This is a genomic window from Mesorhizobium sp. URHB0026, from assembly GCF_054059755.1.
Map to the genome: position 1 here is coordinate 1,701,842 of NZ_JBSSCN010000001.1, position 20,009 is coordinate 1,721,850.

A 20,009-nucleotide genomic window follows, 5' to 3' on the forward strand; every position below is an offset into this window, starting at 1 on the left:
TCTCAGCGCGGAGCGACAGCCTCGAACACCTTGTCGCCGCCGATCCAGACCCTTCCTATGTCAAGATCGTCCGACAGCGCAACGATGTCCGCTGCCGTCCCATTCGCGAAGCGGCCAAGCCGGTGCGACTGGCCGATCGCCTGGGCCGGGTAGAGCGAGGCCATGCGCAAGACTTCGGAAAGCTCGAGCCCGACAGTGCGGTGCATGAACCGGATGGCCGAGATCATGTCGAGGTCGGCACCGGCCAGCGTCCCGTCGGCAAGCCTGAGGCTGCCATCCCTGCGGTAGATGGTGCGGCCATTGAGCGTGAACGAACTCATCTCGGTGCCGATCGTCGCCATCGCGTCGGTGACCAGCACGATCCTGCCCGGTCCCCGCTTGGCGTCGAGCGCGATCCTGATCGTGGCGGGATGGACATGGATGCCGTCGGCGATCAGCCCCGCCGACAAGGCGCCGATGTCGATGGCGGCGCCCGCCAGCCCGGGCTCGCGGTTGCCGATCTGGCTCATCGCGTTGAACAGATGCGTGACGACGCTGGCGCCGGCCTCGGCGAAGGCTTTTGCCGTGGCATGGCCCGTGTCGGAATGGCCGAGGCTGACGATGATCCCGGCCTCGGCCAAGGCCTTGACGCGGGTAGGGTCGACGGATTCCGGCGCGATCGTGGTGAGCAGCACCGGCAGCTTCTGGCGCGCCGCGATCAGCATGGCCTGGTCGGCGTCCGTCATCGGCCGGATCAGCGCCGGATCATGCGCCCCCTTGCGGGCAATCGACAGATGCGGACCTTCCAGGTGCAGGCCGAGAAAACCCGGCACTTTTTGCAGCACTGCCGCTTCGCCGGCGGCGATCGCGGCGGCCGTGATTGCGGGCGTGTCGGTGATCAGCGTCGGCAGCAGCGCCGTCGTGCCGAACGGCGCGTGCGCGCGGCAGATGGTTTCGATCGAGGCGACATCGGGATGATCGTTCAGCATCACGCCGCCGCCGCCATTGACCTGGATGTCGACGAAGCCTGGCACCAGCATGCCGCCGCCGGTGTCGATGGCGCGGATATTCCCGGGCAGCGCGCCTTGCGGCAGCATGGCTTCGACGAGGCCGCCGCGCACGACAAGGACCGCGCCTTCATGCCAGTCGTCGCCGTCGAAGATGCGGGCGCCCGTCAGGGCAAAACGGTCGCTCATACGGTCTCCGTCACCTTGCGAAGGTTGCGCGGCGCGTCCGGATCGAGGCCGCGATGGCGGGCAAAGGCCTCGACGAACATGTAGAAGGAGACGATCAGCGTTAGCGGATCGGTCAGCGGGTGACCGGTGGCGACATGCGGCAGGCGCGTGGCGCGATTGGCGAGCGCCGAGGTGACGAAAACCGGCGCGCCTTTTGCCGCCAGGCTGTCGGCGGCGTCGGCGACCGAGGGCTCGGACGCGTCGCGAGCGGCCAGCGCCAGCACCGGAAAGTCGGGACCGATCAGCGCCAGCGGGCCATGCATCACTTCGGCCGCGCTATAGGCCTCGGCATGCATGCCGCAGGTCTCCTTGAACTTCAGCGCCGCTTCGTTTGCCATCGCCGCCGACGGACCGCGGCCGAGAATGAACAGCGATCTTTGCTTCTCGATCGTCTCGGCCAGCACGCTCATCCAGTCGCAGCCGATCGCCTTGCCGAAATGGTCGGGCAGGCGGGCCAGAGCCGCGAGAAGCGCTTCGTCGCCGGTCGAATGCGCCATTAAAGCGAGACCGGCAACGGCGGAATTGATGAAGGTCTTGGTTGCCGCGACGCTGCGCTCCGGCCCGGCGAGGATGTCTATCGCATAGTCCGAGGCGCGCGCGAGCGGCGAATCTGCGGTGTTGGTGACGGCAATGGTCAGCGCGCCGCCGGCCCGTGCGGTTTCGGCCATCGCGACGATGTCGGGGCTCTTGCCCGACTGCGAGATCGCCAGGCAGGCCGAGCCGTCAAGCCGGAGCTTGCGGCCGTAGATCGAGGCGATAGACGGCCCGACCGAGGCGACGGCAAGGCCCGCGGTCAATTCGACGGCATATTTCATGAAGGTGGCGGCATGATCGGACGAGCCTCGCGCCACGGTGACGACGAAATGCGGGTCGCGCTGCTTGATGCCGCGCCCGGCTTCTGCCAGCACGGCACCGGAGCCGTCGAGCAGGCGGGCGACGGCTTGCGGGATTTCCTCGATCTCGCGCTGCATGTGAGTGGCGTTGGCAATCATGGTCGGCCCTCTTCGCTCGGCCCTGTCAGCCGCAGTTCGGCGACGAAATCATAGGCGTCGCCCCGGTAGATGGAGCGGGTGAACTCGATCACCTTGCCGCTCGCCAGGTAGGAAATACGTTCGATATGCAGGCCGGCAATGCCCGGCGGCACTTCGAGCAGGCGCGCATCGCCTTCGCCGAGATTGGCGGCGGAGATGCGCTGCACCGCGCGCACCGGCCGGTTGCCGGTCAGTTCCAGTGCCGCGTAAAGCGACGAACCGATGCCAGCCGGATCCGGCAGCACGCTGGCCGACAGCGAAGCGCGTTCGATCGCCAGCGGCGTGTCGTTGGCGATGCGCAGGCGGGCCACGCGTGCCACCAGTTCGCTCGACGAGAGGCCAAGCACCATCATCTCGTCGGGCGAGGGCGCGTAGAGGCCGCGGTCGAGCCAGGCCGAACGCACCGCCATGCCGCGCCGCGCCATGTCCTCGGTGAAGGAGGTCAGCCGCGACAGCGACTGCTCGACGCGCTCCATGCGCGGCGCCACGAAGGTGCCCGAACCGTGGCGCTGCACCAATACGCCGCCCTTGACCAGGTCCTGCACCGCCTTGCGCACGGTGACGCGCGAAATGTCGGCCTTGGTGGCGATGTCGCGCTCGGATGGCAGCGCGTCGCCTGGGCCGATCAGGCCGCGGTTGACGGCGTCCTCGATGCTTTTCCTGAGCTGCAGGTAAAGCGGCGCGCCGCTTTGCGAGGATTGTTTGAGCGTGGCGAAGATCTGGTCGGCGGCATCGCTCATCGCGCAGCCTCCACACGTCCAGCGAAAAGGCGTGCCGCCATCTGCACAGCACCGCCTAGCGCATCGTCGAGCGGTTCCTTCAGCAGGGCGCGGTAGCGCTCCGACAGGCGCGGCGCATAGAGCGGCGCCAGCCCGCCGAGCAGGCAGAGCGGTGCTCCGGCGGCGAGGTCGAGCGCGCCAAGCGAGGCCTCGACATCGGCGACCGCCTTGTCGAGTATCCAGTTGGCGACGATGTCGCCTTTTCGCGCATGTTCGAATACTTTCGGCGCGAAGCCGCCGAAATCGCCGGGCTTGGCGTTGGTCGTGAATTCGACCACGTCCTCGGGATTATTGCGGAAAACGGCCATCATGCTGTCGGTCAGCGGCGAGGCTAGGCGCACGCCATCATGCGCGAGCAGTGTCTGCTCCAGCAGGTCGCGGCCGATGCGGGCGCCGCTGCCCTGGTCGCCGACCTGAAATCCCCAGCCGCCGATGGCGCGGGACTTGCCATCCTTGCGCGCCATATAGGCGGTACCGGTGCCCAGGATCGCCATCGCACCGTCACCGGAACCGACCGCGCCTTCGAGTGCGATCTCCGCATCGGTCTCCACGCGGCTGGTGCTGAACGGCAGGATCGCCTCGAGCTGTTGCCGGTACGTGCCGACATTGGCGCCGGCAAGGCCGAGGATGGCGGGTGTTTGCGGGATCAGGTCCGGATCTTGCCCGGCGGCGATGAAAGCCTGCCGCGCCGCATCGACGATGTTCGAGCGGGCGCCGGTGAGGTCGGTGCGGATGTTGGCGGCGCCGCTTTTGGCGCGGCCGACGACAGCGCCGTCCGCCGTTGCCAGCGCGGCCCTGCAGCTGGTGCCGCCGCCATCGATACCGAGCACGAATTTCACACGATTTCTCCTCCGGCAGGATAATACCAATAAAATACCAATAGCCAAGGTTAATTTCCGTTTCAAAAAGATTAAGCGGTATTTTATTGAAAAGGTTCCGCAATTCGTCGGCTCACCGATTTCCCGTCCGCGAATTCGTTAATGCATGTGGACAAGTGGTATTTTTTTGGTATTGTTTTGTCGATTGGAGGAACTGGGATGGCCGAAACGCGCACCGAAGCGTTGCATGGGAATGCCGAGGGGCTGGATATCCGGGCTCCCGAAGTCATCCTTGCTTCGCTGGCCTATGCGCAGGTCGAGGCCGCGAAAGCGGTCCGAAACGCCATTCCCTCCATCGCCAGGGCAGCCGAGATCATTGCCGGCTGCCTGAGCGGCGGCGGCAAGCTCGCCTATGCCGCGGCCGGCAGCTCCGGCCTGATGGCGCTGGCCGATGCGCTGGAATTGCCGGGCACGTTCGGTATCCAGCGCGACCGCATTGCCATCCTGATCGCCGGCGGCGACAACGCCTTGAGGGCACTGGCCGGCGGGCCCGAGGACGACACCGAGGCGGCCACGACGGCGGTTGCCAATGCCGGTATCGGCGTGGGCGATTGCCTGATCGCCCTTTCCGCCAGCGGCACGACGCCCTATGCGGTGGGCGCCATCGAGGAGGCGCGGCGCCGGGGTGCCGCCACCATCGGCATCGCCAACAACAAGGGTTCGGCTCTGCTCCAGCAGGCCGACACCGCCATCCTGCTCGAGACGCCGCCGGAAGTGATCGCCGGTTCGACCCGCATGGGCGCCGGAACGGCGCAGAAGATCGCGCTCAACATGCTGTCGACACTGACCGCCGTTCATCTTGGCCATGTCCATGACGGCTACATGGTCAACCTCCTGGCCGACAATATGAAGCTGCGCGACCGGGCGGCGCGCATCGTCGCCGCCGTCAGCGGCCGCGGCCAGGAAGAGGCCGTCAGCCTGCTCGAAAAGAGCGGCGGCGCGGTCAAGACAGCCATTCTGCTCGCCGCCGGCGCCGACAGCGCCGATGCGGCGCGGAAGATACTGGAACGGACAGGCCAGAAGCTGCGGCCAGCCCTTTCCGCGCTGGGGCATGATCCCGAAAAGTGGAAACCGCTTTTCGGAAAAGATCACGCTCCAACAAAGAAATAGGCCAGTTTCATCCCGATTCCCCTCGGGGTGAAACGGGCTTGCGAGGGGAACAAGGGCTCCAAAGCCTGGGTTCTCATCAAAACCGAACCTGAAAAAGGTCAACAGGGAGACTGAGCATGACAACGAAACTACTGACGGCACTGCTTCTGGGCACCAGCATTCTCGGCTCGGCCGGATTGGCTCACGCCGAGGACGTAACGCTCAACATCGAAAGCTGGCGCGGCGACGACCTTGCCATCTGGAAGGACAAGCTGATCCCGGCCTTCGAAGCCAAAAATCCCGGCATCAAGGTGGTGTTCGCCCCCTCGGCCCCGACCGAGTATGACGCCGCCCTCGGCGCCAAGCTCGCCGCCGGCTCGGCTGGCGACCTGATCACCTGCCGCCCCTTCGACAAGTCGCTCGAACTGTTCAAGAAGGGCAACCTTGCCGACCTCTCGGCGCTGCCCGGCATGGACAACTTCTCGCCGGTCGCCAAGTCCGCCTGGCAGACCGATGACGGCAAGGCGAGCTTCTGCGTGCCGATGGCATCCGTCATCCACGGCTTCATCTACAACAAGGACGCCTTCGACAAGCTCGGCATCAAGGTGCCTCAGACCCGTGACGAGTTCTTCGCCGCGCTCGACAAGATCAAGGCCGACGGCACCTACATCCCGATGGCGATGGGCACTAAGGATCTCTGGGAGGCCGCGACCATGGGCTACCAGAACATCGGCCCCAACTACTGGAAGGGCGAGGATGGCCGCAAGGCGCTGATCAAGGGCGATCAGAAGCTGACCGACAAGGACTGGGTCGCGCCGTATGAGGAACTGGCCAAGTGGAAGCCTTATCTGGGCGACGGCTTCGAGGCCCAGACCTATCCCGACAGCCAGAACCTGTTCACGCTCGGCCGGGCCGCCATCTATCCGGCCGGCTCATGGGAAATCGGCCTGTTCAACACCCAGGCCCAGTTCAAGATGGGGGCCTTCCCGCCGCCGGTCGAGAAGGCCGGCGACACCTGCTACATCTCCGACCATACCGATATCGGCATGGGCCTGAACGCAGCCTCCAAGCACGCGGACGCGGCCAAGACCTTCCTGTCCTGGGTGGCCTCGCCTGATTTCGCCACCATCTACGCCAACGCGCTGCCGGGCTTCTTCAGCCTGAACTCCGCGCCGGTGAAGATGGAAGACCCGCTGGCGCAGGAATTCGTCTCCTGGCGCGGCAAGTGCAAGTCGACGATCCGCTCGACCTACCAGATCCTGTCGCGCGGCACGCCGAACCTCGAAAACGAGACCTGGGTTGAATCGGCCAACGTCATCAACGGCACCGATACGCCCGAAGCCGCGGCCAAGAAGCTGCAGACCGGTCTCGACAGCTGGTATAAGCCGGCCAAGTAAGAGCTGAGGCAGCGGAGCCGGCTGGGCGCATGCCCGGCCGGTTCCGGATTATCCTGTTTTCATATTGCGATTGTCGGCTCTGCCTCACGGCCTTACCCTTGCTGTTGGGGAAGGCTGGCTGACCAGTCGCAGGCTTTTGTCTTGCCGCGCCGGGCAGGTTTGGGCCACGCATCGGGGCATCATCTAGCATCACATCATCTGGAACCGAGAGACGGCGGGGACCGAACTCATGGCCGCACAAACACGACCCAAAAGACCATTCCGCTGGCATATCGCCGTCTTCCTGGCGCCGGCGGTGCTCGTCTACACGGCGATCATGATTCTGCCGCTCGCCGGCACGCTGCAGCTCTCGCTGTTCCGCAATGTCGACCAGTCCCAGATATTCGTCGGCCTGGACAATTTCCGCACCTTGTTCGGCGACCCCAACTGGTCGGTCAATTTCTGGAATGCGCTGCGTAACAATGTCTGGTTCTTCATCATCCACATGCTGGTGCAGAACCCCGTCGGCGTGCTGTTGGCGGCAATTCTCTCCAGCCCGAGGCTGCGGTTCGCCGCCTTTTACCGCACCGCGATCTTCGTGCCGACCATCCTGTCCTTCGTCATCGTCGGCTTTGCCTGGAAGCTGATCCTGTCGCCGCTATGGGGCGTGGCGCCGCATCTGCTCGACTTCGTCGGGCTGAAGAGCCTGTTCACGCCCTGGCTCGGCAAGGAGCAATACGCGCTGACCGCGCTCAGTCTGATCTCGGTGTGGCAATTCATCGGCATTCCGATGATGCTGATCTATGCCGCGCTGCTGTCGATCCCGGAAGAGGTGCTCGAGGCGGCCGAATGCGATGGCATCACCGGCCTGTCGCAGTTTTGGAAGATCAAGCTGCCGCTGATCCTGCCGTCGATCGGCATCATCTCGATCCTCACCTTCGTCGGCAATTTCAACGCCTTCGACCTGATCTACACCGCGCAGGGCGCGCTCGCGGGTCCCAATTATTCGACCGATATTCTCGGCACCTTCCTCTACCGCGCCTTCTTCGGCTTCCAGTTGCAGGTCGGCGACCCCAACATGGGCGCGACCATCGCCACGATCATGTTCCTGATCATCCTGGGCGGTGTCTGCGTCTACCTCTTCCTTATCCAGACGCGCCTGCGTCGCTACCAGTTCTGAGGGGACGAAGATGAGCATCGCCACCCGTTCACTGCCCCGCGCCATCGGCGCCCACGCGATCCTGCTGACCTACACGGCGATCGCGCTGTTTCCGGTGATCCTGGTCATCATGAATTCGTTCAAGTCCCGCGCCGGCATCTTCGGCGCGCCGCTGACGCCGCCGACGCCAAAGACGTTCGACCTGATCGGCTACACCACGGTGATCGGCCAGGGCGACTTCATCCATTATTTCCAGAACAGCCTCGTCGTCACCGTCGGCTCGCTGTTCTTCGTGCTTCTGTTCGGCGCCATGGCTGCGTTCGCGCTGTCGGAATATCGCTTTCGCGGCAACACGATGATGGGGCTTTATTTAGCGCTCGGGATCATGATCCCGATCCGGCTCGCCACCGTCGCCATCCTCCAATTGATGGTGGCGAGCGGGCTGGTCAACACGCTGACCGCGCTGATCCTGGTCTACACCGCGCAGGGGCTGCCGCTCGCCGTCTTCATCCTGTCCGAATTCATGAAGCAGGTGTCCGACGATCTAAAGAACGCCGGCCGCATCGATGGCCTGTCGGAATACACCATCTTCTTCCGGCTGGTCGTGCCGCTGGTGCGGCCGTCGATGGCAACCGTCGCCGTCTTCACCATGATCCCGATCTGGAACGATCTGTGGTTTCCGCTGATCCTGGCGCCGTCGGAAGAGACCAAGACGGTGACCCTCGGCGCCCAGCTTTTCCTCGGCCAGTTCGTCACCAACTGGAACGCCATCCTGGCAGCACTGTCGCTGGCGATCCTGCCGGTGCTGGTCCTCTATGTCATCTTCTCGCGGCAGCTGATCCGCGGCATCACGTCGGGGGCCGTCAAGTGAGCGACGGTCAGGAGATTGTCGGACAGGCCCTTGTCGAGACGGCGAGCCGGCATGGATTTCGCGGTGTGCGCGCAAAGAATTTCTACCGGGAATGGCCGGAGACGATCTGCGTGCTGAACCTTCAGAAGTCTTCCTGGGGGCCGCGGTTCTATATCAACGCTGCTGTCTGGTTTACGCGGCTCGGGCCGGAGCGCCGGCCGAAGGAATACAATTGTCACATTCGTTGGCGCGTTAATTCCTTGATGGGAGACGAGCAGTCAAAGGCATTCGAGCAGGCCCTCAATCTGGAGCAGCTCTTGTCTGACGATCAGAGGCTTTCATTGGTCAAGGACGGAGTCGATGCCTACGGCTTCAGGCTTCTGTCTCGCTGCGACAGCGAACAAACTGCCTTGCAGGTCGCGGACGAATGCGAGCCTCATGTCATGGTTGCTCTCAAGGCTCGCACGCAAGAAAAGGTGAATTGATACATGACTGAACCCCTTCGCGTCGTCGTCGCCGGCCTCGGCAATATGGGCCGCAGCCATGCGCTGGCCTATCACACCAATCCGGGTTTTCAGATCGCCGCGCTCGTCAACCGCTCCGACGTGCCTTTGCCTGGGGGGCTTTCCTTCTATGGCATCAGGCGTTCGTTCGATGACGCCCTGCGCGACGAAAAGCCCGACGTCGCCTGCGTCGCCACCTATTCCGACAGCCATGCCGATTATGCGGTGAAGGCGTTCGAGGCCGGATGCCATGTCTTCGTCGAAAAGCCGCTGGCAACGACGGTGGCCGATGCCAGGCGTGTCGTCGCGGCAGCCAAGGCCAACGGACGAAAGCTGGTGATCGGCTATATCCTGCGCCACCACCCGTCCTGGATCCGGTTGATCGCCGAAGCGCGCAAGCTCGGCGGTCCCTACGTGTTCCGCATGAACCTCAACCAGCAATCCTCGGGCCATACCTGGGAGACGCACAAGCAGCTGATGCAGACGACATCGCCGATCGTCGATTGCGGCGTGCATTATCTCGACGTCATGCTGCAGATCACCGATGCCAAGCCGGTCGAGGTGCGCGGCATGGGCGTGCGGCTGACCGAGGAAGTCGCGCCTTCCATGTACAATTACGGCCATCTGCAGGTGCTGTTCGATGACGGCTCGGTCGGCTGGTACGAGGCCGGCTGGGGTCCGATGATTTCGGAAACCGCCTTCTTCGTGAAGGACGTGATTTCGCCCAAGGGCTGCGTGTCGATCGTCATGAAGGAGGGCGTGAAGTCCGACGACATCGACACCCACACCAAGACCTCGACCATCCGCCTGCACAGCGCCGTGACCGGCCCGGACGGCAAGTTCTTAAAGGCGGACGAGATGCTGTCGATGGAAGGCGAACCCGGCCATCAGGATCTCTGCGATCTCGAACAGGCTTTCGTCCTCAAGGCGATCCGCGAGGATATCGATCTCACCAGACATATGGACGACGCGGTGCGGTCGCTCGCCGTCTGCCTTGCCGCCGACGAGAGCGTGCGCGGCGGAAAGGCGGAGCGGCTATGATTAGGCTGTCGTCTTCCGCGCCCTACGGCGCCCGCTTGGCGCCCACTCATCAATTTGGAGGACTGCCGTGGGCTCGCTAAAAATCGAGAACGTGAAAAAGGCATTTGGGCCGGTCGAGGTGCTCAAGGGCATCGACCTTGAAGTGACGGATGGCGAGTTCGTCGTCTTTGTCGGCCCTTCGGGTTGCGGCAAGTCGACATTGCTCCGGGTCATCGCCGGTCTGGAGGATTCGACCTCGGGCCGGGTGCTGATCGATGGCGAGGATGTCTCGGTCACCCCGCCGGCGAAACGCGGCATCGCCATGGTGTTCCAGACCTATGCGCTCTATCCGCATCTGACGGTGAAGAACAATATGGGCCTCGGCCTCAAGCAGGCGAACACGCCGGCGGCGGAAATCGACCGCCGCATCGGCATCGCCTCGTCCATGCTGTCGCTGGAGCCCTATCTCGAAAGACGACCTGCGGAACTTTCCGGCGGCCAGCGCCAGCGCGTCGCCATCGGCCGCGCCGTGGTGCGCGAGCCGAAACTTTTCCTGTTCGACGAACCGCTGTCGAACCTCGATGCGGCGCTGCGCGTCAACACGCGGCTGGAGATCGCGCAACTGCATCGCCGGCTGAAGGCGACGATGATCTACGTAACCCACGACCAGGTCGAGGCGATGACGCTGGCCGACAAGATCGTGGTGCTCAATGCCGGCAAGATCGAGCAGATCGGCGGCCCGATGGAACTCTACAATTCGCCGGCAAACGAGTTCGTCGCCGGCTTCATAGGCTCGCCGAAGATGAATTTCGTCGACGGCGCCCGGCTCGGCGAGACAGCCAAGACCATCGGTGTGCGGCCGGAGCACCTGACGGTCGATCCGAAATCCGGCGCCTGGAAGGGCACGGTGGTGCATGCCGAACATCTCGGCGCCGACACCAATCTCTATCTCGACTGCGAGAAAGCCGGCCTGATCACCGTGCGCATTTTCGGTGTTTATGACGCCGAGCCCGGCGCGACGCTTTATGCGACGCCGGAGCCAGGGAAGACGTATCGGTTTGGCGCGGATGGGAAAGTGCTGAAGTAGTATCGCAACATAGGTTTGCGCCGCCCCTCATCCGCCTGCCGGCACCTTCTCCCCGTATAGTGACGGGGAGAAGGAAGGTAGCTCCAGCGCCGGCGATTGGCAAAAGCAGTAACGACAGCGCCCTTCTCCCCGTTCTACGGGGAGAAGATGGCGGCAGCCAGATGAGGGGCAGCGCCAGCGCCTAAAATGTCACGCCTAGAGCAATTCCAGGGAAAGTGTGAAACGGTTTTCCGTCCGGAACTGCTCTAAACGTCAGCCCTGAACGTCTGCTTCTGCTGACCCAATCCCTCGATCCCCAGCTCGACAACATCACCAGGCTTCAAGAACACCGGCGGCTTCATGCCGAGCCCGACGCCGGGCGGGGTGCCGGTCGAGATAATGTCGCCGGGGTGCAGCGACATGAACTGGCTGAGGTAGGAGACGAGATAGGCCACTCCGTAGACCATGGTCTTGGTCGAGCCGTTCTGCATGGTCTTGCCGTTGACCGTCAGCCACATCTTCAGGTTCTGCGGGTCTGATACTTCGTCCTTGGTTACCAGCCACGGGCCGGTCGGGCCGAACGTGTCGCAGCTCTTGCCCTTGGTCCATTGGCCCTGGCGCTCGGCCTGGAAGGCGCGTTCGGACACGTCATGGGAGACGCAATAGCCGGCGACATGGTCGAGCGCGTCGGCTTCGCTGACATATTTGGCGGTTTTGCCGATGACCACGCCGAGCTCGACTTCCCAGTCGGTCTTCTCGGAGCCGCGCGGGATCAGCACGTCGTCGTCCGGGCCGACGATGGCCGAACTTGCCTTCATGAAGATGATCGGTTCCGGCGGCACGGTGGCCCCGGTCTCGGCGGCATGGTCGGAATAGTTGAGGCCGATGCAGATGAACTTGCCGGTGCCGGCAACGCAGGCGCCAAGGCGCGGCTTGCCGGAAACCGCCGGCAGCGACTTCGCGTCGAGCTTCGAAAGCATGTCCAGCGAGGCCGGATGAAGTGTCGTGCCGGCAATATCGGCGACATGGGCGGAGAGATCGCGGATCGTTCCATCCGCATCGAGCAGGCCGGGACGTTCGCTTCCCACCTCGCCATAGCGCAGCAGTTTCATGCATCTTCTCCTGATTGCGGCCTCGTGGCCGTCCTACAAACTCTCCGCCGGGGCGGCCGTCCTCTGGAACCCGCCGGAGCCTAGCCATGGGCCTGCTTAGCGACAAGCGCGAACAGCCTCTATTGGCGGCCGGCGGGCGGGATTTTCAGACTTCCCGATCCTGCACCAAACCCGATGTCCGGTCGTCCCCAGGCAGCGCTCAGATCGACCAGCCGCCGTCGATATTATAGGCCTGTCCGGACGTGTAGCTGGCGCCGGCCAGATAGACGGCGAGATCGGCGATCTCCTCTGGCGTGCCGAGCCGGCCCATTGGCTGGCGGGCGATGAAAGCGGCGCGGGCGGCGTCGTAATCGCCCTGGGCGTGCATGCGGTCCTGCAGCGACGGGCTTTCGACCGTGCCGGGGCAGATGGCGTTGCAGCGTATGCCCTTGCCGACATAGTCGGCCGCGACCGCCTTGGTCAGCCCGATGACGGCGGCCTTGGTGAGGCCATAGGCGAAGCGGTTTGGCACACCCTTGGTCGAACTGGCGAGCGAAGCCATGTTGATGATCGACCCGTCGCCACGCTCCAGCATGCCGGGCAGCACCGCCCGGATGGTTCGGATCATGGCGCGCACGTTGAGATTGAAAGCGAAATCGAGATCGGCGTCCTTCATCTCCAGGATCGAACCCGAATGGACGAAACCGGCGCAATTGAACAGCACGTCGACGGCGCCGATCTCGGCAAAGGCGGCATTGACCGCCTCGTCGTTGAGCACGTCGACCTTACGGGTCTTGATCCCTGATGTCTTGGCGAGTTCCGCCAGCAGCGTCTCGTTGATGTCGGTGGCATGGACGGTGGCGCCAGCCTTGGCGAAGGCCAGCGCGCTCGCCTTGCCGATGCCTTGCGCCGCTGCCGTGATGACAACGACCTTGCCCGCCAGTTCCGCCATGCTTTGTTCCTCGCCTGCTTGGGTCAATTGCCTTTATCGGCTGCCGGCGAAAGCGTCATGTGCCAGTCAGGCGCGATTGTGCGGCCGGTGCCAGTTCACTGATAAAGATGTTTTTTCTCGTTAAAGAACATATGGCCAGGCGTCAAGCCCGATCGCGATCACTCTGGGCCTTAGTCGCCGTAAGGCACCCAGACATTCTTCACCTCGATGGCACGGCGCAGAAAAACGTCACCGCTGGCATCTTCCGAGGCCCAGTCGAGACTGCGGCCGTTGCCGCTCCAGACGCGTTTGAGGTTGCCGATGGACTCGGCTTCCGCCTTGGCGCAGGTATCCGCGTCGGTGAACAGCCACAGTCCGTCGACGTCGTCGTGCTTGGCCAGCACGACGGCAAGCTCCGCGGTGCGTCCGGTGATGATGTTGACGGCGCCGGCCGGCACATCGGAATATTCGATGACCTGATAGAGATCGGTGGCCAGCAGCGGATACCGTTCCGACGGCACGGCGACCACCGTGTTGCCCATGGCCAGCGCCGGCGCGACCAGCGAGATGAAGCCGAGCAGGGGTCGATCGTCGGGCGCGACGACGCCGACGACGCCAACAGGCTCATGCAGCGCCAGCGTCACGGCACGCGCTGGCGGCTGGTGCACGCGTCCCTCGAACTTGTCGGCCAGGCCGGCATAGAGGAACAGCCGCTCGATCGAGAGCTCCACCTCGTCCCGCGCGGCCTTGGCATTGGCTCCGGTCAGTTCGGTGAGCCGGGCGGCAAATTCTTCCACGCGGCCGGAAAGGTTCTCGGCCAGGTAATAAAGCACCTGCGACCTGTTGTAGGCGGTCGCCTCCGGCCAGCTTTTGCAGGCGCGGGCAGCCGAAACCGCATCGCGGATATCCTTGCGGCTGCCGAGCCCGACTTCGCCGGCGAGCTTGCCCTTGGCGGTGGCGACGGCAAGCGAGTAATTGCCGTCCGGCCGCACCTGCTTGCCGCCGATGAACAGCTTCGCCGTGCGGTCGATAGCGACGCCGTCCGCCTGTTCCACGGGCTGCGCCGAAGACGTCGCTGGTTTGATCACCGGGCCGAGCGGCAGTTTTGCCGAGAGATATTCGAACATGCCCTCGCGCCCGCCCTCGCGGCCGAAGCCGCTCTCGCGATAGCCGCCAAAGCCGCAGGCGGCGTCGAACATGTTGGTGCCGTTGACCCAGACCACGCCGGCCTTCAATTGCGGCGCGACATGGAGCGCCAGGTTGACGTTCTCGCTCCACACCGAGGCCGCGAGGCCATAGCGCGTGTTGTTGGCGAGTTCGATCGCTTCCTCGGTGTTGCGGAAGGTCATGGTGGCGAGCACCGGCCCGAACACCTCTTCTTGCGCCAGGATATTAGCCGGGGATACACCGGTGGCGAGCGTCGGCAGGTGATAATAGCCGGAAGACGGCAGCGTTGCATCCGGCTGCCAGCAGACGGCGCCCTGCCGGGCACCTTCGGCGATCAGTCCCTTGACCCGGTCGAGCTGGGTCAGATCGACCAGCGGGCCGATATCGGTGTTCTTGTCGAGCGGGCTGCCGACACGCAGCCGGCTCATCCGCGTCTTGACTTTGGCGATCAAGGCGTCGGCGATGCCTTCCTGTACCAGCAGCCGCGAACCGGCGCAGCAGACCTGGCCCTGGTTGAACCAGATGCCGTCGACCAGACCCTCGACGGCGCTGTCGAGATCTGCGTCCTCGAAGACGATGAAGGCCGACTTGCCGCCAAGTTCCAGCGACAGTTTTTTCCCTGACCCGGCGGTGGCCTTGCGGATGATCTTGCCGACTTCCGAGGAGCCGGTGAAGGCGATTTTCTGGATGCCAGGGTGGTTGACGATCGCCGCACCCGCTTCCGGACCGCCCTGCACGATGTTGACGATGCCTTTCGGAACGCCGGCGCGTTCGCAGATCTCGGCGAACAGGATCGATGTCAGCGGCGTGAACTCGGCCGGCTTCAGCACCACGGTGCAGCCCGCCGCAAGCGCCGGTGCGATCTTCCAGGCCAGCATCAGCAGCGGAAAATTCCACGGGATGATCTGGCCGACGACGCCGACACCCTTTTGGCCGGGAAAATCCCTGTCCAGCGCCTGAGCCCAGCCGGCATGGTGAATGAAATGGCGGATTGCCAGCGGCACGTCGATGTCGCGGCTTTCGCGGATCGGCTTGCCGTTATCGATCGTCTCAAGCACCGCGAACAGCCGCTGGTGACGCTGCATGGCGCGGCCGATGGCGTAGAGCACTTTAGCGCGCTGGTATCCGGAACTGGCGCTCCATTTCGGCAACGCCTTTGCGGCGGCCGCAACCGCCGCGTCGATGTCGGCGGCATTGGCATCGGACACCTTGGCCAACAGCTTGCCGGAAGACGGCTCGCTGGTGTCGAAGGTCTTGCCGCCCCCGGCCGCTTTCCAGTCGCCACCGATGAACAAGGCCTTGGAGAAATCGCGCCCGGCCAGCCAGGCGTCGGCCTCGTTGCGAGCCTCCGGCGCCGGGCCGTATTCCATGACGTGATAGCGTTCAAGGATGTTCATCAGGTTCCTCCTTCACCCTCCCACTTGTGGGGAGGGTCGATCGGCAAAGCCGATCGGGGTGGGGGTGCTCAAGCCATCGCGTGGCGGTGATTGGCCGAATAATGCCCGGTCAGATGATGCTCGAGCTGACGTTCGATATCGGTCAGCAGGCTCGAGGCGCCAAAGCGGAACAGCTCGGGCTCCAGCCATGGACGGCCGAGTTCTTCCTTCATCAGCACCAGCCAGTCGAGCGACACTTTCGCGGTGGAAATGCCGCCCGCCGGCTTGAAGCCGATGAGATAGCCTGTTTCCTCGAAATAGGCCCTGATGGCGCGCACCATGGCGAGGCCGACGGGCAGCGTGGCGTTGACGCTTTCCTTGCCGGTCGAGGTCTTGATGAAGTCCGCACCCGCCATCATCGCCACCATCGAGGCCAGCATGACATTGCGCAGCGTGGCGAGGTCGCCGGTGCCCAAAATGACCTTGAGATGCGCGTCACCGCAGGCGGCACGCATCGATACGATCTCATTGTAAAGCTCGCGCCACTTGGCGCCGAACACCAGGCCGCGCGGGATGACGACATCGATCTCGTCGGCGCCGTCCTTCACCGAGGCCTCGATCTCCTGCAACCGGGTCGATAGCGGCGCCAAGCCATGCGGGAAGGCGGTGGAGACCGCGGCGACATGGATGCCGGTGCCGCGCACCGCGTCCACGGCCGTGGCGACGAAGGGATGGTAGACGCAGACGGCGGCCGGCCGGATGGTCTCGCCCGCAATGCCGAGACCTTCGATGATGTCGCGGCGCAACGGGTTGATCGCCTTGGCGCAGAGCCGGCGCACGCGCTCCTCGGTGTCGTTGGAGTTGAGCGTCGTCAGATCCATGCAGGCGATCGCCCGCAGCAGCCAGGCCGCCTGGTTGTCGGCCTTGATCGAGCGCCGCTTGGTCAGGCTGGCGACGCGGCGTTCCAGCGCGGAGCGGTTGACGCTGCGTACCGATTCGAGAAAACCGAGGTCGAGTTTCAGGCCGGGATTGCGCGTGATGTGATGGTCCAGCGGCACCGGCGTGTTCGCGGCGGCGCGTGCCGGCAGCGGCGTCACCTTGGTGCCAAGATCGGCTTCGCGGATGGTGCTGCTCATCTCCTGCCCTTTCATTCAAGTGGCGTGCGCTTGATATCTCGGCGCGCATCTTTACCCCAAAGCCGTCGACAGTTTTGGGCGACACGCACGAAGATAGCCCGCGAAGTCGCGCTTCACGAGTCCTCAAGCGAGGGATAGCTGAAAAAGGCCGCGAAAGCAGCTGATTTTTGACCGGAAGGTCAAAACCAGCTTTCTGGGAGACGCGCTGGCCTCAGCCGACGAAGGCGCGTTCGACGACGAAGCTCGAGGGATGGCTGAGCGAACCTTCCTGGAAGCCGAGGCTTTCGGCCAGCTCCTTGACGTCTTTCAGCATGTGCATCGAGCCGCAGATCATGACGCGGTCGGTTTCGGGATTGAGCTTTTCGATGCCGAGGTCGCTGTAGAATTTGCCGGAGCCGATCAGCGCGGTGATGCGGCCCATGCGCGCCGACTCTTCGCGGGTCGTCGAATTGTAGAGCGTGACGCGCCCAGTGGTCAGCTCGCCGATCAGCGGGTCGCTTTCGAGCGCCGCCACCAGTTCCTGGCCGTAGATCAGCTCGGCATTGTCGCGGCAGGTGTGGGTCAGGATCAGCTGGTCGAACTTCTCGTAAGTGTCGGGATCGCGCAGCAGGCTGGCAAAGGGCGCGATGCCGGTGCCGGTCGAGATCATGAACAGGCGCTTGGCGGGGGTCAGCGCGTCGACGACCAGCGTGCCGGTCGATTTTTGGCGCATGATGACGGTGTCGCCGACCTGGATCTTCTGCAGTTCCGAGGTCAGCGGGCCATCCGGCACCTTGATCGAGAAGAATTCCAGCTCTTCGTCCCAGGCCGGGCTGGCGACGGAGTAGGCGCGATACACCGGCTTCTCGGCATTGGGCAGGCCGATCATGACGAATTCGCCCGAGCGGAAGCGCAGCGATTGCGGCCGGGTGATGCGGAACGAGAACAACCGGTCGGTATAGTGTTTCACCGAGACGACGGTTTCGGCATAGACATTGGCCGGAATCGGAAACTGCAGCGGGCGGGCTTCAGCGGTGTTGAACGAGGGCGTGGTGTTCATCAATTCCAACCTTCTCGCCCAATGACAGACGCGGGCGCCAAACTTTCCCGTGCACGCCCGAACCATTCAGGTTCCGGCATGCCATGCACGCTACCGAAGCGGTAAGCTCTTGTGTCCGGAATTTATTAGTATACAAACGATATTTGCGTCAAGACGCCGCCGTAAAACACCTTTCCAAACTGCGGCATATCCGTAGTCCCAGCATTTCGGGTTTCGACAATGAAAGAGAATTTTTCGGTGCAGCCGCCGGATTCCCTGGGCAGCGTCGTCGCCGGCATCGATGTCGGCGGAACCTTCACCGACCTGCTCCTGATCGACGGCAAGGACGGTGGAAGAGTGTATCTGGCCAAGACCCCGACCACTGTCGACAACCAGGCCTTTGGCGTGGTTTCGGCGCTTGGCGCCACCGGCTTTCCGATCGACGGTATCGACCTCATCGTGCATGGTACGACCACCACCACCAATGCGGTGCTGGAGCGCCGGCTGGCCAGGACCGGGATGATCACCACGCGCGGTTTTCGCGACGTGATCGAACTCGGTCGGCGGACACGGCCGCAACCCTATGGCATGACGGGAACCTTCGTCCCGATCATTCCGCGCAACCTGCGCCTCGAAGTGTCGGAGCGCGTCGAGGCATCAGGTGCGGTGCGCACGCCGCTTGATGAAGCCGAGATGCGCGAGGCGGTACAGGCGCTCATCGCGGCCGGCTGCGAATCCCTCGTCATCCATTTCCTCCACTCCTACGCCAACCCCACGCATGAGCGGCGCGCCGCCGAAATAGCCGCCGAGCTCTGGCCGAACGGCTACATCACCACGGGCCATGCGCTATTGTCGGAAGCGCGCGAATTCGAGCGCGGGGTGACGGCATCGGTCAACGCTTCGGTGCAGCCGATCCTGGAGCGCTATGTCGAGCGCCTGCGCACGGAATTGGCCGACAAGGGCTATGCCCGCGACTTCCTGATCATGAACGGCAATGGCGGCATGATATCGGCCCGCTTCGTCACACGTGAATCGGCCAAGACGGTCATGTCGGGCCCCGCCTCCGGCGTCATCGCCGCCGCCTACACGGGCAAGCGCGCAGGCTTCGAAAACCTCGTTACCTACGACATGGGCGGCACCTCGACCGACGTGGCGCTGATCCGCAACGCCGAGCCGGCTGTCTCGAACGAGATCGAGATCGAATATGCCATGCCCATCCATGTGCCGATGGTGGCGGTGCATACGGTGGGCGCCGGCGGCGGCTCGATCGCCCGCGTCGATGCGGCCGGCCTGATTCAGATCGGGCCGGAAAGTGCCGGCGCCAATCCCGGCCCGATCTGCTACGGGCGCGGCGGGACCGAGCCGACGATCACCGACGCCAACCTCGTGCTTGGCCGGCTAGCGCCGAAGAAGCTGCTGGCCGTCGAAAACCCAGTCACATCGGAGCGCGTCACCGGCATTTTCGAGGACAGGATCGGCAAGGCAACCGGCCTGTCGGGTGTCGAGGCCGCGGGCGCGGTGCTCAGGCTGGGCAACATGAAGATGGCCGGCGCCATCCGCATGGTATCGGTGTCGCGCGGCCACGACCCGCGCGATTTCGCGCTGTTCGCCTTCGGCGGCGCTGGGCCGCTGCATGCGACGGCGCTCGCCCGCGAACTCGGCTTGCCCAAAGTGCTGGTGCCGGCGCGGCCCGGCATCACCAACGCGCTCGGCTGCGTCGTCGCCGATCTGCGCCACGACTTCGTCAACACCATCAACCAGCCCGTGGCCGTGCTGGATGAAAGCCAGCTCCACCAAGTACTGGAACGGCACCGGAACGAAGGCGAGGAGCTGATCGCCAAGGAAGCGGTGAAGCCGGAATCGATCCGCGTCTCCCACTCCGCCGACATGCAGTTCGTCGGCCAGACCCACATCATCAACGTGCCGCTACCGTCCTCGTCGGTGACCCGGAGCCAATTGCAGGCGTTCTTCGAGAAAGCCTATTTCGCCCGCTTCAAGGTGGAGTTGCCGGAAATCCGCGCCAACCTCGTCAACCTCAACACCTCGGTCACCGGCGTGCGTCCGGCGATCGACCTGTCACGGCTGATCGACCCGGCCGGGCGGGCGAAAACGCTCGACGCGGCGCGTCGCGAAATCCGACCGGTCTGGTACGCCGGGCGCTGGCACGACACGCCGGTCTATAGCAGGGAAAAGCTGCCGCTCGATGCGGTCATCGAAGGGCCGGCGATCCTCGAACAGATGGACGCGACCACCGTGCTCGAACCGGGCGACCGCGCACGCTCCGACGCCGACGGCAACATCATCATCGACATTGGCGAGGCCTGA

Annotated in this window: 17 protein-coding genes; 8 read left to right on the plus strand and 9 right to left on the minus strand. The window is 64.1% G+C overall.

Annotated features, from left to right (window positions below):
- Nucleotides 1-2: 2 nt before the first annotated feature.
- From nagA to ACVWWD_RS08660, 4 genes are read right to left on the minus strand one after another with little or no spacing between them, the layout of a single operon-like run.
- Nucleotides 3-1,175 (minus strand): N-acetylglucosamine-6-phosphate deacetylase, encoded by a 1,173-nt coding sequence (nagA, locus tag ACVWWD_RS08645; protein WP_352546348.1) that lies wholly within the window; start codon nt 1,173-1,175, stop codon nt 3-5.
- On the minus strand, nt 1,172-2,206 hold the full coding sequence (locus tag ACVWWD_RS08650; RefSeq protein WP_352546349.1) for an SIS domain-containing protein: 1,035 nt from the start codon (nt 2,204-2,206) through the stop codon (nt 1,172-1,174). The genes nagA and ACVWWD_RS08650 overlap by 4 nt, the downstream gene beginning before the upstream one ends.
- A complete protein-coding gene (locus tag ACVWWD_RS08655; RefSeq protein WP_023772079.1) occupies nt 2,203-2,985 on the minus strand; it encodes a GntR family transcriptional regulator in 783 nt (260 codons plus the stop codon). Before ACVWWD_RS08655 ends, ACVWWD_RS08650 begins: the two co-directional genes overlap by 4 nt.
- Complete coding sequence (locus ACVWWD_RS08660; protein WP_457103022.1) at nt 2,982-3,863, minus strand: BadF/BadG/BcrA/BcrD ATPase family protein; 882 nt, start codon at nt 3,861-3,863, stop codon at nt 2,982-2,984. Before ACVWWD_RS08660 ends, ACVWWD_RS08655 begins: the two co-directional genes overlap by 4 nt.
- A 198-nt stretch (nt 3,864-4,061) precedes the next feature.
- Between ACVWWD_RS08660 and ACVWWD_RS08665 the strand changes: the two genes are divergently transcribed.
- From ACVWWD_RS08665 to ACVWWD_RS08695, 7 genes are all read left to right on the plus strand, one after another.
- Entirely contained in the window at nt 4,062-5,012 is a 951-nt protein-coding gene (locus ACVWWD_RS08665; protein ID WP_352546351.1) for an N-acetylmuramic acid 6-phosphate etherase, read from the plus strand.
- 116 nt (nt 5,013-5,128) lie between these two features.
- Nucleotides 5,129-6,388, plus strand: a complete 1,260-nt coding sequence (locus ACVWWD_RS08670) for an ABC transporter substrate-binding protein (protein ID WP_023772082.1) — start codon at nt 5,129-5,131, stop codon at nt 6,386-6,388.
- 229 nt (nt 6,389-6,617) lie between these two features.
- Nucleotides 6,618-7,547, plus strand: coding sequence for a carbohydrate ABC transporter permease (locus ACVWWD_RS08675; protein ID WP_023772083.1), 930 nt, complete (start codon nt 6,618-6,620; stop codon nt 7,545-7,547).
- Nucleotides 7,548-7,557: 10 nt separating this feature from the next.
- The gene (locus ACVWWD_RS08680) at nt 7,558-8,397 is read left to right on the plus strand and encodes a carbohydrate ABC transporter permease (protein WP_023772084.1); all 840 of its coding nucleotides are present in this window, start codon (nt 7,558-7,560) and stop codon (nt 8,395-8,397) included.
- A complete protein-coding gene (locus tag ACVWWD_RS08685) occupies nt 8,394-8,861 on the plus strand; it encodes a DUF4304 domain-containing protein (RefSeq protein ID WP_352546352.1) in 468 nt (155 codons plus the stop codon). Before ACVWWD_RS08680 ends, ACVWWD_RS08685 begins: the two co-directional genes overlap by 4 nt.
- Nucleotides 8,862-8,864: 3 nt before the next feature.
- Nucleotides 8,865-9,920 (plus strand): Gfo/Idh/MocA family protein, encoded by a 1,056-nt coding sequence (locus tag ACVWWD_RS08690; RefSeq protein WP_352546353.1) that lies wholly within the window; start codon nt 8,865-8,867, stop codon nt 9,918-9,920.
- A gap of 67 nt (nt 9,921-9,987) precedes the next feature.
- Nucleotides 9,988-10,986, plus strand: a complete 999-nt coding sequence (locus ACVWWD_RS08695) for an ABC transporter ATP-binding protein (protein WP_023772087.1) — start codon at nt 9,988-9,990, stop codon at nt 10,984-10,986.
- Between the two features lie 245 nt (nt 10,987-11,231).
- Here ACVWWD_RS08695 and ACVWWD_RS08700 read toward each other — a convergent pair whose 3' ends face one another.
- The 5 genes from ACVWWD_RS08700 to ACVWWD_RS08720 all read right to left on the minus strand — a co-directional run bounded on the left by ACVWWD_RS08700 (nt 11,232) and on the right by ACVWWD_RS08720 (nt 17,705).
- Nucleotides 11,232-12,077, minus strand: a complete 846-nt coding sequence (locus tag ACVWWD_RS08700; protein WP_352546354.1) for a fumarylacetoacetate hydrolase family protein — start codon at nt 12,075-12,077, stop codon at nt 11,232-11,234.
- Between the two features lie 199 nt (nt 12,078-12,276).
- Entirely contained in the window at nt 12,277-13,008 is a 732-nt protein-coding gene (locus ACVWWD_RS08705; RefSeq protein ID WP_023772089.1) for an SDR family oxidoreductase, read from the minus strand.
- 170 nt (nt 13,009-13,178) lie between these two features.
- The gene (locus ACVWWD_RS08710; protein ID WP_457103023.1) at nt 13,179-15,551 is read right to left on the minus strand and encodes an aldehyde dehydrogenase family protein; all 2,373 of its coding nucleotides are present in this window, start codon (nt 15,549-15,551) and stop codon (nt 13,179-13,181) included.
- 68 nt (nt 15,552-15,619) lie between these two features.
- The gene (gene deoC / locus ACVWWD_RS08715) at nt 15,620-16,666 is read right to left on the minus strand and encodes a deoxyribose-phosphate aldolase (protein WP_031251958.1); all 1,047 of its coding nucleotides are present in this window, start codon (nt 16,664-16,666) and stop codon (nt 15,620-15,622) included.
- Nucleotides 16,667-16,877: 211 nt separating this feature from the next.
- Nucleotides 16,878-17,705 (minus strand): ferredoxin--NADP reductase, encoded by an 828-nt coding sequence (locus ACVWWD_RS08720; RefSeq protein WP_023772091.1) that lies wholly within the window; start codon nt 17,703-17,705, stop codon nt 16,878-16,880.
- A 219-nt stretch (nt 17,706-17,924) separates the two neighbouring features.
- Here ACVWWD_RS08720 and ACVWWD_RS08725 point away from each other — a divergent pair, with 219 nt between their 5' ends.
- Nucleotides 17,925-20,009 carry a hydantoinase/oxoprolinase family protein gene (locus ACVWWD_RS08725; protein WP_457103024.1) on the plus strand — a complete coding sequence of 695 codons (2,085 nt, stop codon included), beginning with the start codon at nt 17,925-17,927 and terminating at the stop codon, nt 20,007-20,009.